This is a genomic window from Enterobacter cloacae complex sp. P2B (genome assembly GCF_014895985.1).
GTDB lineage: Bacteria > Pseudomonadota > Gammaproteobacteria > Enterobacterales > Enterobacteriaceae > Enterobacter > Enterobacter bugandensis.
This window is the reverse complement of sequence record NZ_JADBQQ010000006.1, coordinates 64809-78744: the sequence shown is the minus strand read 5'-3', so window position 1 is coordinate 78744 and position 13936 is coordinate 64809. Positions and strand designations below refer to the sequence as shown.

13 protein-coding genes are annotated in these 13936 nt (G+C 54.2%); 1 reads left to right on the top strand and 12 read right to left on the bottom strand.

The genetic code is table 11. The features are described from left to right. Nucleotides 1-13: 13 nt before the first annotated feature. From IM313_RS05585 to thpR, 12 genes are all read right to left on the bottom strand, one after another. The gene (locus IM313_RS05585) at nt 14-2593 is read right to left on the bottom strand and encodes an outer membrane usher protein (RefSeq protein ID WP_063943796.1); all 2580 of its coding nucleotides are present in this window, start codon (nt 2591-2593) and stop codon (nt 14-16) included. Between the two features lie 65 nt (nt 2594-2658). Then, nucleotides 2659-3396, bottom strand: a complete 738-nt coding sequence (locus tag IM313_RS05580; protein WP_047367347.1) for a fimbrial chaperone — start codon at nt 3394-3396, stop codon at nt 2659-2661. A gap of 62 nt (nt 3397-3458) precedes the next feature. Next, nucleotides 3459-4046: a fimbrial protein gene (locus IM313_RS05575; RefSeq protein WP_047367348.1), complete on the bottom strand. Its 588-nt coding sequence runs from the start codon at nt 4044-4046 to the stop codon at nt 3459-3461. Nucleotides 4047-4445: 399 nt separating this feature from the next. After that, entirely contained in the window at nt 4446-4826 is a 381-nt protein-coding gene (panD, locus tag IM313_RS05570) for an aspartate 1-decarboxylase (RefSeq protein ID WP_003856284.1), read from the bottom strand. A 32-nt stretch (nt 4827-4858) separates the two neighbouring features. Continuing rightward, entirely contained in the window at nt 4859-5710 is an 852-nt protein-coding gene (gene panC, locus IM313_RS05565; protein WP_008501942.1) for a pantoate--beta-alanine ligase, read from the bottom strand. Nucleotides 5711-5721: 11 nt separating this feature from the next. Then, a complete protein-coding gene (panB, locus tag IM313_RS05560; RefSeq protein ID WP_045259479.1) occupies nt 5722-6513 on the bottom strand; it encodes a 3-methyl-2-oxobutanoate hydroxymethyltransferase in 792 nt (263 codons plus the stop codon). A gap of 123 nt (nt 6514-6636) precedes the next feature. After that, the gene (gene folK / locus IM313_RS05555) at nt 6637-7116 is read right to left on the bottom strand and encodes a 2-amino-4-hydroxy-6-hydroxymethyldihydropteridine diphosphokinase (RefSeq protein ID WP_047367349.1); all 480 of its coding nucleotides are present in this window, start codon (nt 7114-7116) and stop codon (nt 6637-6639) included. After that, nucleotides 7113-8510, bottom strand: coding sequence for a polynucleotide adenylyltransferase PcnB (pcnB, locus tag IM313_RS05550; protein ID WP_028015552.1), 1398 nt, complete (start codon nt 8508-8510; stop codon nt 7113-7115). Before pcnB ends, folK begins: the two co-directional genes overlap by 4 nt. 42 nt (nt 8511-8552) lie before the next feature. Continuing rightward, nucleotides 8553-9443 carry a tRNA glutamyl-Q(34) synthetase GluQRS gene (gene gluQRS, locus IM313_RS05545; protein ID WP_182035193.1) on the bottom strand — a complete coding sequence of 297 codons (891 nt, stop codon included), beginning with the start codon at nt 9441-9443 and terminating at the stop codon, nt 8553-8555. Nucleotides 9444-9502: 59 nt separating this feature from the next. After that, complete coding sequence (gene dksA, locus IM313_RS05540; RefSeq protein WP_013095632.1) at nt 9503-9958, bottom strand: RNA polymerase-binding protein DksA; 456 nt, start codon at nt 9956-9958, stop codon at nt 9503-9505. A gap of 176 nt (nt 9959-10134) precedes the next feature. Next, on the bottom strand, nt 10135-10839 hold the full coding sequence (sfsA, locus tag IM313_RS05535) for a DNA/RNA nuclease SfsA (protein WP_126817814.1): 705 nt from the start codon (nt 10837-10839) through the stop codon (nt 10135-10137). After that, a complete protein-coding gene (gene thpR, locus IM313_RS05530; protein ID WP_059357885.1) occupies nt 10829-11383 on the bottom strand; it encodes an RNA 2',3'-cyclic phosphodiesterase in 555 nt (184 codons plus the stop codon). The genes sfsA and thpR overlap by 11 nt, the downstream gene beginning before the upstream one ends. 73 nt (nt 11384-11456) lie before the next feature. Between thpR and hrpB the strand changes: the two genes are divergently transcribed. Beyond that, complete coding sequence (gene hrpB / locus IM313_RS05525) at nt 11457-13886, top strand: ATP-dependent helicase HrpB (RefSeq protein WP_049000581.1); 2430 nt, start codon at nt 11457-11459, stop codon at nt 13884-13886. Nucleotides 13887-13936 lie beyond the last annotated feature (50 nt).

Below are 13936 nucleotides of genomic sequence, written 5' to 3'. Positions count from 1 at the left end.
GCTCTAACTCCTTTTATAATACTGTGATGTGGCAGGTCTGGCCTGTCAGCAGCGTTGTTGGTCCAATCTTTTTCGCATTGGGCGGAATCTGATAGGAGACAGTACAGGATGTGCCGGACTCACTTCCCCAGACGATTTTTAACAACCCTTTATCTTCAATTCCGCGAATCCAGGCTTGCCCGGCCTGGCCTACGCTACCTACGGATACGCCTTGCTCAGTTTGAACATCGGCACCAAGCGGAATAAACCCACCGTCGTCACGCGTCAGTTCCATTAACACTGAACGCCCTTGATCGGTCTCAAAATTAACCAGCACAACGGCACCGCTACGAGGGACAGTAGTGGAACGGGTATTTTTCACTTCAACGTCAGAGCGCATATCGCTGATATCAAGACCGACGTTGTTTTCACGGTAGGCAGACAGATAGGGCATAAGGGCATAGCCTGAAGAGCCAATTTCACCGTTACCGATGGAGACTCGGGCACCTTCTGCTCCCTCAGCTTTAATCAGCGCAAGCGTATCGCTTTCGCTAATGCTGCCAGGGGCGAGTGTTATGCCACCAGAGTGCAGAATCATCCCGCCGCTATAGCTGGCGGAATATTGTCGGCTATCGTCATCGGATGCGGAGACGGAAAGACTCACCGGTCCATGCGGGCCGTTATAACTCCCGTAACCGCTTAGCTGATTTAATGTATCGTCGTTACGCGTGGTGCTTTCGGTGATGCTGTAACTGAACCGGTTATCTTCGGTGTTGCCGTTGGCGCTGGCGTTAAAACTTCCACCGCCTTTTAGATCGCTGCCGATGCCCGTGGTGAGGGATGAGAACCCGCCTGCACGCTTGCCGTTACCCATCAGCGTGTCGAAAGGAATTGTGAGGCTCAGATAGACACTATCATCTTTTTCCCCGAACTCGTTGTAGGTGCGCTGCACGGAGAGGCTGTAACTTCCCCAGCTTAACGATTGACTGTGGCCAACCGAGTACTGCGCTGATGAGCTGCTTTCATTCCAGTAATCCTGCCAGGTGGAGTTGACATACAGCGATCCCAAATCAAGGCCGTTAAAGGCCAACGGCTGGCTGATGTTCACCTGGATCTGGTTCTTCATGCGCTGGAAAGTCTGGTACACATCGCTGTTATCGCGGTCAGGGTTAAGCTCCCTGTCACGGTATTTGATCTCGTTGGTCAAGGAAGCTGCATCGCTCAGGCTGAGATAGTCAGATGTCGAAAACCGGTATGCTGCTACGTTGAAAGAGGTATTCGTGGCTTCCATGAGTTTGCTGTAGGAGATACGATAACTCTCACCCTTAAGATGCCGTAAGCCGTCGATCCGGGCATCAGAATGCGTGACATCAAAGGCGAATGCGCCAATGCGGGTGTTCATAGCCAAACCCACCAATGCGGCGTAAAAATCGCTATCGGTGTACTCCAGACCCGCATAACCTGTGAAGGTATTGGTTAATCCATAATAGCCCGTGGCGTAACCTACCTTTGGCTTGTCACGTAGGTTATCGTCACGCAGTTCACCCACGCCGACATCCCATCGGGAGTAGCCCGGGCGCAGCATTTGCGCGACCGAGGAATACGCGACCGAGAAGGAACGTTTGCTGCCATCCGCTTCTTCTACAGTGACGATAAGATCGCTGCCATAACCCGTCGTACTGAGATCTGAGATTTCAAAGGGCCCCGGCGGGACGGAGGTTTCGTAAATCGTGTTTCCGCTCTGGGCGATCGTGACTTTGGCGTTGCTGTTTGCCACACCCCGAATCACCGGCGCATAAGTCGATATGCCATTAGGAAGCATACGATCATCGTTATATAAACGCGCCCCGCGCAGACTAATGGAATCGAAAGCATCTCCACGGGTGTAGGAATCTCCCGCGATAAACTGTGCTTTCAGCGGCGTGATATCACGCTGGAGATAAATGTCCTGGCTGGCGTAATGAGTACCGGAATCCCGATCCCAGTTCAGATTACCTCGTGCCCGAAGCCGCCACGGGCCCAGGTTTGCTCCATAGCGCAACCCTGCGTAGGCCGTATCGGTGCTGTAATCAGACGTGTCCGCGTGCCAGCCGTTAAGATCCCAGGAGAGCATCGCCGCCGGGATCCCGTCTTCCCAAAGTGAAGGATCGACAAATCCCGCCGGGCGCTGAATGACGAAAGCCTGGGGAATAGAAAGGTCCAACTCCTGCGTGGAAGGATCGTAAGCCACACGTGAGCCGGGATAGGCGTCTGACACAGAGATGCACGTATCTTCGGAATCATCCCCTGCTGGTTTAAGTTGCTCGGTTGCTACATTTGTCTGGGTGAGCAGTTTACGCGTGATGCAGGGCGTGGCGCGCGGTGTACCATTCTCCTTAAATACAAGATCCGTGGTAATGGAAGGTTTCCCGTTAATAACCACCTTCACCTTATACGTCCCGGCAAGAACAGGGTTGCCTTTTGAAAAACGGCTGACATCAATTGATGTACCGGTGTTATAAAGAAACTGATCGTTAAACTGCACGTCTTCTTCTTTATTATTTTCAGCAGCAAATGCACAAAACGGCAATACCGCACTTATCGATAAACATAGTAGTGAACGTTTAAACCGCATGATGTACTCTGTCCCAGAGTTAAGCTAATTATAGTTATTCCGAATGATACGAGGCGGATAAATAATCAATTCTGTATGGATTCATACTTATCAATTCCACCGAAATCATTGATGGCTTGCCAGGTGATTTTGTTATACCCCAAGGTGTTATGATTTTTTACGTTCATAGTCTGGCTTGAGAATGGCTCAATATAATGCGTTTCAATATCGTAGCTTTTAGCACCAGCAATAAGCGTTGCCCCCGCCAGTGATACATAATAAGGTGAATCATTCTTCGCACTTAAAACGATATTTTGACCTTGCCGGGTTTCAGTCCATTTAAGATTTTTAGCCGCATCTGTCGGTTCTCCTTTCAAACCTGTAGGCCGGAAAAAGAGTTTTATGCGGGTACGGAATGCCAGCTGAAGCATGCTTTGCGTATCGCTTTCCTTTGCCTTTGGCGGAACTTCCAGAACGTTAAACCAGAACAGAGATTCTTTATCTTTTGGCAATGACTGACCAAGCCAGGTGATTCTGACCGTTTGCCCTTTTTGCGGTTCTACACGCGATACAGGAGGCGTGACAATAAAGGGAAGTTTCAGCTCTTGAGGATTAGTGGTATCTCTTCCGTCATCGAGCCAGGTTTGTACCAGTAAAGGTCTGGTGCCACGGTTATCCATAGACACCGTTACGTCTTTTGCTGATTCTGGATAAATGACACGGGTGCCGGAAATCACAATATCTGCACTGGCGTTAAGAGCAAAAACGCTCACCGAGGCCAGCAGCAGGGCTTTTAATCCGCTCTTAATATTCAGTAAGTACATGTCTACTCTCAAATAATACGAAAAAATGTGCCCGGCTGGGCACATTAACAGGACGAATAAAATTATTCGTAGCTCATGGTGAAGTAAGCGTTGGCGCTAACTTTACCTGACTGCACAGGGCTAGTATCTTTCACCCAATTGGAGCCAGGGACATAAGCAACACGGTAGAACAGTTTACCGGAGCCGGCTTTCAGGTCTGTTTTCTGCGTATTATTGTCAGGCTGGCCTACCATAATACGAGATGAAATGGTTGGGGCATTGTTAAACAGGGCAAGTGCAACGTTGGTTGCAGAGCCTTGTACGTTAGCATCGGGTTCAATAGTACCGTTCGCAATAGCGCCCATATTTTTTGACATGAAGCTTGCAGAGGCATTCTTTAATGTCTCAGGGCAATTGGTGAGCAGCAGTTCAAAGTTTTTGGAACCGACGCCAGTATCAATAGTTGTGGATTCAACTTCAGATTTTTTAACGACGGGTAAGGTAATAGTAATATTGCTTTGTGATTCACCATTAGAGGTGGAAATATTACATGTTGTGTCTGTTACCGCACCATCAAAGGTGATTAAACCAAGATCCGTATCTGCGATTGCTGAAAAAGAACCTACTGCAAACAAAGCTACAGCTGAAGCTAATAACGTTTTTTTTAACATAATTGAAATTCCATTTAAAAAACATTGTAATGATTTAATACAAGCAAAATGATGATAGGGATCTCTGTATACGTTGGGTATTTAGAATTACTAAAAGTTATAATTAGAAAAAATTAAAGATTGATAAGTCATTGAAAAAGATCTTGAAAATGATCTCAAAAAAAACACTGGGGGTTATTTTTTATTGCGTTGATATGCTATTGGCAGGCTTGGATTATTAATGACATTGATCATTTTCCCTTTGTATATAATTGAGGGGAATGTTTATTTAAGAAAGGAGACGCGAAAAGAGAGGTGAAAATAAGTGAAATGAGTAAAGAGATGCTATTTACATAATTCAGAATGATGTGTTTTTTCCTGTTAAGGAGCGGATCCAGAGGGTTCCGCTCCTTGTTGGAATCAGGCAACCTGAACCGGAATCGCCTTTGCGGTGCGCTTCATTTCATTGTCGCCTTCGAAGTAGGCCACTTTAGGCTGCCAGCGGCGGGCTTCTTCGTCAGACATCATCACGAAGCTGGCGATGATCACAATGTCGCCCACGTCCGCACAGTGCGCCGCAGCGCCGTTAACGGAGATGATTTTAGAACCGCGCTCGGCGGCAATCGCATAAGTAGAGAAGCGTTTACCGTTGTTCACGTTCCAGATATCAATCGCTTCGTTTTCAAGAATACCCGCCGCGTCGAGAAAATCCTGGTCAATGGCGCAGGAGCCTTCATAGTGCAGGTCGGCCTGCGTGACTTTCACACGGTGAAGCTTACCTTGCAGCATTTTGCGAATCATTACGTTTACCTTTAATTATCAAGGGTGAAGAACTACGCCAGCTCAACCACTTTATTGTCAATCAGGCGTGCCTGGCCGAGCCATGCCGCCACCAGGATGACTGCGCGCTTGCTGTTCTGGGTTAATTCCAGCAGCGTATCAGCATCACGAATTTGTACGTCGTCAGCACGAAGGCCCTTATCGTTAAGTGCCTGCTCGGCAAGGGCAATAATCTCTTCTGCTGTTAACTCTTTTGCCAGCATCTGCTCTGCCATGGTGTTCATAACCTTGCTCAGGCCCGGCGCGATTTTACGCTGTTCGGCGGTCAGGTAACCATTCCGCGAGCTGAGCGCCAGACCGTCTTTCGCACGCACAATCGGTACGCCGACGATCTCAATATCGTAACCCATGTCAGCAACCATCTTGCGGATCAGCGCCAGCTGCTGGAAATCTTTCTCACCGAAGCAGGCAACGTCCGGCTGCACCAGGTTAAATAGCTTGCTGACGATGGTGGAGACGCCGCGGAAGTGGCCCGGACGGCTGGCTCCTTCCAGCATGGTAGAAATGCCCGGGACGTCAACGTAGGTCGCCTCTTCGGTACCCTGCGGGTAAACGTCCGCCGGTGCAGGTGAGAAGACGATATCCGCGTGGCGTTTTTTGAGCTTCTCGCAATCTTCCTGCAGGGTGCGCGGATAGCGTGCCAGATCGTCGGCGCGGTCAAACTGCATGGGGTTCACGAAGATACTGACCACCACGATATCTGCTCGCGCACGGGCTTCGTCGACGAGCTTCATGTGGCCGTCATGCAGATTGCCCATGGTCGGGACCAGTGCGATACGTTTACCTTCCTGACGCGCGCGGCGGATATGCTGGCGAAGCAGCGGCAGGGTTTCAATGATTAGCACAACGAGACTCCTTAATGGAAACTGTGTTCTTCACCCGGGTAAACACCGGATTCAACGTCGGCAATATACTGCCTGACCGCAGCGCGCATGTCGCCCGCTTCAGTGAGGAAATTTTTGGCAAATTTCGGGATATGCCCGCCAGTAATACCAAAGGCGTCGTGCATCACCAGAATCTGACCGTCGGTCACGTTGCCTGCACCAATACCAATCACCGGAATGGAGAGTGCGTCGGTGATGCGTTTCGCCAGCTCAACCGGCACGCACTCCAGCACCAGCAGTTGTGCGCCAGCGGCTTCCAGCGCCAGGGCATCCTCAAACAGCGTCTGCGCTGCGTCGCCGCGGCCCTGCACCTTATACCCGCCAAAGATGTTGACGGACTGCGGGGTCAGGCCCAAATGACCACACACCGGCACGGCGCGTTCGGTGAGCATTTTCACCGTCTCCACCAGCCAGGCGCCGCCTTCAATTTTGACCATGTTAGCGCCAGCGCGCATCACTGCCGCCGCGTTTTCAAATGCCTGCTCTGGCGTGGCATAGGCCATAAACGGCAGGTCGGAAAGCAGAAGGCAGCCTGGCGCACCGCGGCGTACCGCACGGGTGTGATATGCAATATCTTCTACCGTGACCGGCAGGGTGGAATCATGTCCTTGTACCGTCATCCCTAACGAATCTCCGACCAGCATGACGTTGATACCCTCTTCGGCAAACAGTTTGGCGAAGCTGTAGTCATACGCGGTGATGGTGGCGAAGCGTTTTTTTTCCTGTTTGCATTTCTGCAGTAAGGAGATGGTGGTTGGTTTCATACTGTTTCCTGATAGCCCAAAAGCGAATCTTTGCGCATTCTAACAGTAACATTCGAGGGAACAATGATTTTAGGCAACCGATTAATCACAATTATTTTGTGGTCAACCGGTGAGGGAAGAGGATCACCAGCGAGCGGGTCTTTCCGCGTTCAGGTTGTCCAGAACGGCCTTGAGCGGGATGCCTTCCGGGAAGGTGAGATCGGGCGCCACTTCAAAGAGCGGCCAGAGCATAAAGCCACGATTTTTCATGTCGTAATGCGGTACGGTGAGGCGTTCAGTGTTAATCACCTCATGGCCGAACAGCATAATATCGAGATCAAGCGTGCGCGGCCCCCAGCGTTCGGCTTTGCGTACGCGCCCCTGCTGCAGTTCGATGCGCTGAGTATTGTCCAGCAGCGTTTCGGCATCGAGGGATGTTTCCAGCACCACGGCGGCGTTCAGATAATCAGGCTGATCCTGCGGGCCTAGCGGCGGCGTGCGGTAAAAGGAGGAGACCGCCACGATACGGCTTTGCGGGATCTCACCCAGCGCCTGTACGGCAGCATTCACCTGCTCCAGCGGAGAGGCTAAATTGCTGCCGATGGCGATATACGCAAGGGTCATGCTGTCCCTTCACGACGCGGTGCGCGTTTGCGCGGACGACGATGACGGCGACGCGGGGCAGGTTCTTCATCCAGCCCGGTCAGCATATCTTTCTGCTCCGGCGGGGCGGAAACCTGGAATTCGGCCCACCACTGCGCCAGGCGCTGCAGCTCCTGATTGCGTTCAGTTTCCGCACGCAGCGACAGCAGGTCGAAGGCGGCGCGGAACTTTGGATGCTCCATCAGCTTCCAGGCACGTTTGCCCTGACGGCGGGACATGCGCAGCTGAAGCTGCCAGATGTCGCGCACCAGGGTAGTAATACGTTTTGGGATAGCCAGCGTGCGGCACCCTTCGTCCAATACATCGTTCGCGGCCAGCGCGAAGGCATCGTAATAGGCGAGGCCGCTCTCCTGGGTGATTCTTTGAGCCGTTTCCAGCAGCGGGTACCAGAACATTGCCGCAAACAGGAATGCCGGGTTCACGCGCATATCGTTGTGGATGCGGGTGTCGGTATTTTTCAGCACCTGCGCAATCATCCGCTCCATTGGGCTGTCGCCGTTTTCGGTGAAGTAACGGGTAATGGTCGGGAACAGTGGCTGGAACAGGTTGTATTCGCGCAGCAGATTGTAGGTTTCGAACCCGTAGCCGGCCTGCAGCAGCTTCAGCGCCTCTTCAAACAGGCGGGCAGGCGGCACGTCGTTAATCAGCGTCGCCAGACGCGGGATCGGCTCTGCGGTTTCCGGGCTGATGCGCATGTTCAGCTTGGCGGCAAAACGCACGGCGCGCAGCATGCGCACCGGATCTTCGCGATAGCGCGTTTCCGGCGTGCCGATCAGGCGGATCAGACCCTCTTTCAGGTCCTGCATGCCGCCGACGTAATCACGCACGGTGAAATCCGCCACGCTGTAATAAAGGCTGTTGATGGTGAAGTCGCGACGCTGGGCATCTTCTTCGATAGAGCCGAAGATATTGTCGCGCAGCAGCATACCGTTCTGGCCGCGCTGTGACGTGGTGCGGTCGGATGCACCCGCTTCGTGGTGACCGCGGAAGGTCGCCACTTCGATGATTTCCGGCCCAAACATCACGTGAGCCAGACGGAAACGGCGGCCAACGAGACGGCAGTTGCGGAATAATTTACGCACCTGCTCGGGCGTGGCGCTGGTCGTCACGTCGAAATCTTTCGGTTTTTTGCCCAGCAGTAAATCACGCACCCCACCGCCAACGAGATAGGCCTCGTAGCCCGCTTTATTCAGACGATAGAGTACCTTGAGGGCATTTTCACTGATATCTTTGCGGGAAATATTGTGCTGCTCACGCGGAATAACCGACATGTGTGGCTGTGCAATAGCGTCGTTCGCCATGCTCTCTTCGCGGCTTAGCACTTTACGGCAAAAATTAGCGACTCGGGTAAAAATGGTACACCTCGTAGTGTGTTTTGTTATGAAAAAAGCGGCTAATCATAGCTCAGCGCAACGCATTTGAGAATGCTGGATTTTTGGCACTGCCGCGAGCGTCCAGTTGGCAATGGCTATTTTCAGCAATTCGTCAATGCGCAGATCCTGCCATTCGTTGGTTACATTCTGGTTGAGAAATCGCAGCGCGTCGATCAAAACAGGACGCGGATCGCCGTCTGGCAGGGCCGGGGCGTGGTTTTGCTTGGAGAGCTTAACGCCCTGCGCATTGACCGCCAGCGGCAGATGAATGTAATCCGGCGCCGTCCAGCCAAACTGATGATAAAGCGAGATTTGCCGTACGGTCGGTTCGACCAGGTCCGCCCCGCGCACAATTTCCGTCACGCCCTGGAAATGATCGTCGATGACCACCGCCAGGTTATACGCAAACAGACCATCACGACGGTGAATAATAAAATCTTCACATGCCAGACGTTCATCTGCCCTAATCTCACCGGAGAGCCGATCGTGGAAGCGGGTGACGGGCGCGCGCTGTAGCAAGCGTACGGCGGCATTTTCCGGGGGAAGATTCAGCGTGCGGCAGTGGCCGTCATACACACCTCCCACGCTCTGGATACGCGCGCGGGTGCAGGTGCAGTTATAGGAGAGCCCCTGAGCGCTGAGCCAGGCCAGACGTTCCCGATAAGCCTCATGACGTTGTGACTGCCACAGAACGTCGCCGTCCCAGTGAAGACCGTAATGTTCCAGCTGACGCAGAATGGTGTCTGCAGCACCGGGAACTTCACGCGGAGGGTCAATATCTTCGATGCGGACGAGCCATTTACCCTGACTGGCGCGAGCCTGCAGGTAGCTGCCAAGCGCGGCAATTAATGAGCCGAAGTGTAATTCACCGGAAGGAGATGGCGCAAAGCGCCCGATATAGTGTGATTCAGACATATCAACAGTAACAAGGCGGGAGAGACTCCCGCCTTTGAAGTGTATAAACAGCGCTGGCGTTAGCCGGCCATCTGTTTTTCGCGGATTTCGGCCAGCGTTTTACAGTCGATGCACAGATCGGCGGTTGGACGCGCTTCCAGGCGACGAATACCGATTTCAACACCGCAGGATTCGCAGTAGCCAAAATCTTCGTCTTCGACTTTTTTCAGCGTTTTCTCGATCTTTTTGATCAGCTTGCGTTCGCGGTCACGGTTACGCAGTTCGAGGCTGAACTCTTCTTCCTGAGCGGCACGGTCTACCGGATCCGGGAAGTTAGCAGCTTCATCCTGCATATGCGAAACGGTGCGATCCACTTCATCCCTGAGTTGATTACGCCATGCTTCAAGAATACGCTTGAAGTGCGACAGCTGGGCTTCGTTCATATACTCTTCGCCCGGCTTCTCTTGATACGGCTCCACCCCAGCGATGGCGAGAATACTCAGGGACGATGTTTTACGGTTTTGCCCTTCTTGCATGTTGCTTCTCCTTAACACGCACTATCGATCCCCGTGTTGGGGGAAAAATCAGGTCGCTATAAATAGCAGATGCTTTTCCGTATGGCAATTATCTAAACGTAACACTTGACAAGCCTGTGAGGAAAAGCGTATTTGCGCACGCGGCCAGAACACTTATTCATCAATCGTCTAATCCCTTATAAGACAATGGGAAGAGACGATCTCAGAGTCATATTATCGGCAGAAAGTTCCGCTTTATAAGCTAAAACCTCTACCCCCTGCTTTTGTGCCTCATTCAACAGTTGTGCGTATTTAGGATCGATATGGCGGGCAGGGGAAAACCGTTCAATCGCTGTATGCAACACCGCAAACAGCAATACGGCGCGTTTGCCCGCCGCCGCAACACTCATTAGCTCTCGCAGATGCTTCTGCCCGCGTAGCGTTACCGCATCCGGAAAGAAGCCGTTTCCCTGTTCCGCTAACGTCACTGATTTTACTTCAATATAGCACTCAGGACGGCCTTCCGCCTGTAACATGAAGTCAATTCTGCTGCCTTCATCGCCGTATTTCACTTCTGTTTTATGCGTACCGTAACCCACCAGTTCGGGAATGGCGCCATTCGTCAGCGCTTCCTTAACCAGCTGATTTGCACGCAGAGTATTAACACAAATAAACGCCCCGTTTTGCGTTTCGGTTATTTCCCAGGTATGGGGATATTTGCGTTTAGTATTTTCTGAAGTGGAATACCAGACCGTGTCACCCGGCGCGGCGCAACCGGTCATGGCGCCGGTGTTGGGGCAGTGCAGGGTGAGCTCTTCGCCTTCCGGCGTCACCACGTCGGCGAGGAAGCGTTTGTAGCGTTGGATCAGCGTGGCGGACTGGAGTGCAGGACTAAACTTCATCGGAATTCCTTGTGGTGTCGCCCAACGTCCAGCGCTGTAGCGGCCTGTAGCGGGTGCGTCCCCGTGCAAAGACGGATTCATAAAGCGCGAATTCATTAACCGGAAAAGCCCAGTGAAAACCCGGCGGCGGAATGGCAACAGCCTGACCGGCATCGCGCAGCAGCGTGACATGCGGATGAAACGGCTGCGGGCTCTGGTAACAGCCGCTGCGCGCTGCCTGCGCGCGCAACATATTGGCGAGCTGTAACAACCCGCGCGGCGGCTGGCGCGTACCCAGCCAGACCACGCGCGAACGCAGCCACTGACCCGCATCGTCAAGGTGCAGCGTAAACGCCGGCTGGACAATACGCCCGGCCATGGCGGCTAATGCCCGCTGTTTTTCGGCGCTCACGTCACCCAAAAAGGCCAGCGTCAGGTGCAGGTTTGCCGCCGCAACGGGTCGGCCCGCTTCCGGTGGAAAATGTTCCGCGCGCCAGCGAACGATTTGCCGCTGAAGGGGGGTGGGCAATTCAATGGCAAAAAACAGCCGTTTCGAATCAGACATACGGGGGACTCGGTAATGATATGCGCCGATGCTACAATGTACGCCGACTAATGTTAACCCTCTGGAGCTGTTAGTGTCCTCATTGCCGGTCGCCGTCGTTCTTCCTGAGCTTCTCGCTGCCTTACAACATGCCCCGCAGGTTTTGCTTAACGCGCCTACGGGGGCGGGTAAATCTACCTGGCTGCCGCTGCAGATCCTTAAAGAGGGGAAGATTGCCGGGAAAATTATCCTGCTGGAGCCGCGCAGGCTGGCCGCGCGCAACGTGGCGCAGCGCCTGGCGGAACTGCTGAATGAAAAACCGGGCGAAACGGTAGGCTACCGGATGCGCGCCGAAACCTGCGTCGGCCCGTCCACGCGGCTTGAGGTGGTCACCGAGGGCATTCTTACCCGCATGCTGCAAAACGACCCGGAGTTGAACGGTGTCGGGCTGGTGATCCTGGATGAATTCCACGAGCGCAGCCTGCAGGCCGATCTGGCCCTCGCGCTGTTGCTCGACGTTCAGCAGGGGCTGCGCGACGATCTGCGGCTGCTGATTATGTCGGCGACGCTGGATAACGAGCGGCTACGACAGGTATTACCCGATGCGCCGGTCATCAGCTCAGAAGGACGGGCATTTCCTGTTGAGCGTCGCTATCAGCCGCTTCCTGCCCATCAGCGCTTTGACGAAGCGGTAGCTATTGCTACTGCTGACCTGCTTCGCCAGGCGCCCGGCTCGCTGCTGCTGTTTTTGCCCGGCGTGGGGGAGATTCAGCGCGTGCAGGAGCGGCTGGCCTCCAGGGTGGGCAGTGACGTACTGCTTTGCCCGCTCTATGGCGCCCTGTCGTTGACCGAGCAGCGTAAAGCCATCCTTCCCGCCCCGGCGGGGCAGCGTAAAGTCGTGCTGGCAACCAACATTGCCGAAACCAGTTTAACCATCGAAGGCATTCGCCTGGTGGTGGATAGCGCGCAGGAGAGGGTGGCGAGCTTTGATCCGCGCACCGGGCTGACTAAATTGCTGACACAACGCATCAGTCAGGCGTCAATGGTGCAGCGCGCGGGCCGTGCGGGGCGTCTAGAGCCGGGTATTTGCCTGCATTTGACCAGCGCGGAGCAGGCTGAACGCGTGGCACAGCAAAGCACGCCGGAGATTTTACAAAGCGATCTCTCCGGGCTGGTGATGGATCTCCTGCTGTGGGGCTGCCCGGATCCTGAACAGCTCACCTGGCTTAATCCACCGCCTGTCGTGAATCTCGCCGCCGCGCGCAGCCTGCTCACCCAGCTTGGCGCGCTGGAAGGGGAACGTCTGACGGCGCGCGGTCAGAAAATGGCGGCGCTGGGCAACGATCCGCGTCTGGCGGCGATGCTGGTGGCCGCTCAGGGCGAAGATGAAATTGCCACAGCGGCGAAACTGGTGGCTATTCTTGAGGAGCCGCCGCGCGGAGGCAGCAGCGATCTGGGGCAGGCGTTTTCGCGCAATCAGGGAAACTGGCAGCAGCGGGCGCAGCAGCTGTGCAAACGCCTGAACTGCCGGGGCGGTTCACCTGACGGCGATAAGATTGCCTCCCTTCTGGCGCTGGCCTTCCCGGACAGGATTGCGCGCCGCCGCGGGCTGGATGGACGCTACCAGCTGGCAAACGGCATGGGGGCGATGCTGGACAGCGATGATGCCCTGACGCGACATGAATGGCTGATCGCGCCGCTCCTGCTTCAGGGCAGCCAGTCTCCTGATGCCCGTATTTTACAGGCGATTGCCGTGGACATAGATGCCCTGACGCGTACCTGCCCGCAGCTGCTCCAGCAATCGGACATCGTGGAATGGGATGACGCTCAGGGGACGCTAAAGGCGTTTCGGCGTAGTCAGATTGGCAAACTGATCCTCGGGACGAAACCGCTGGCGAAGCCGTCGGAAGAAGAGTTACACCAGGCAATGCTGAACGGCATTCGGGAAAAGGGCCTTAACGTCCTGAACTGGACGCCGGAAGCTGAACAGTATCGCATTCGTCTGCACTGCGCCGCGAAGTGGCTACCGGAATACGGCTGGCCCGCGGTGGATGATGAGACGCTGCTCGCGACGCTTGAGCAGTGGCTGCTGCCGCAAATGAGCGGCGTGCACTCTCTGCGCGCCCTTAAGACGCTTGATGTTAAGACCGCGTTACAGAATTTACTGGACTGGTCATTACGTCAACGTCTGGATAGTGAGCTTCCTGGGCATTACACTGTGCCCACCGGGAGCCGGATTGCCATTCGTTATCATGAGGATAATCCTCCGGCGCTGGCGGTTCGGATGCAGGAGATGTTTGGTGAGGCAACCACGCCGTCTATTGCGGAAGGGCGGGTGCCGTTGGTGCTTGAGCTGCTCTCGCCTGCGCATCGTCCGTTGCAGATCACCCGCGATCTGGGGGCGTTCTGGGCGGGAAGCTACCGTGAAGTGCAGAAAGAGATGAAGGGACGGTATCCCAAACACGTCTGGCCGGACGATCCGGCGAATACGGCGCCGACGCGGCGGACGAAGAAGTATTCCTGACAGGAAAGTCTTGCTGTTTATTTTGAGAGATTTCTTCTTCCACAGACCTG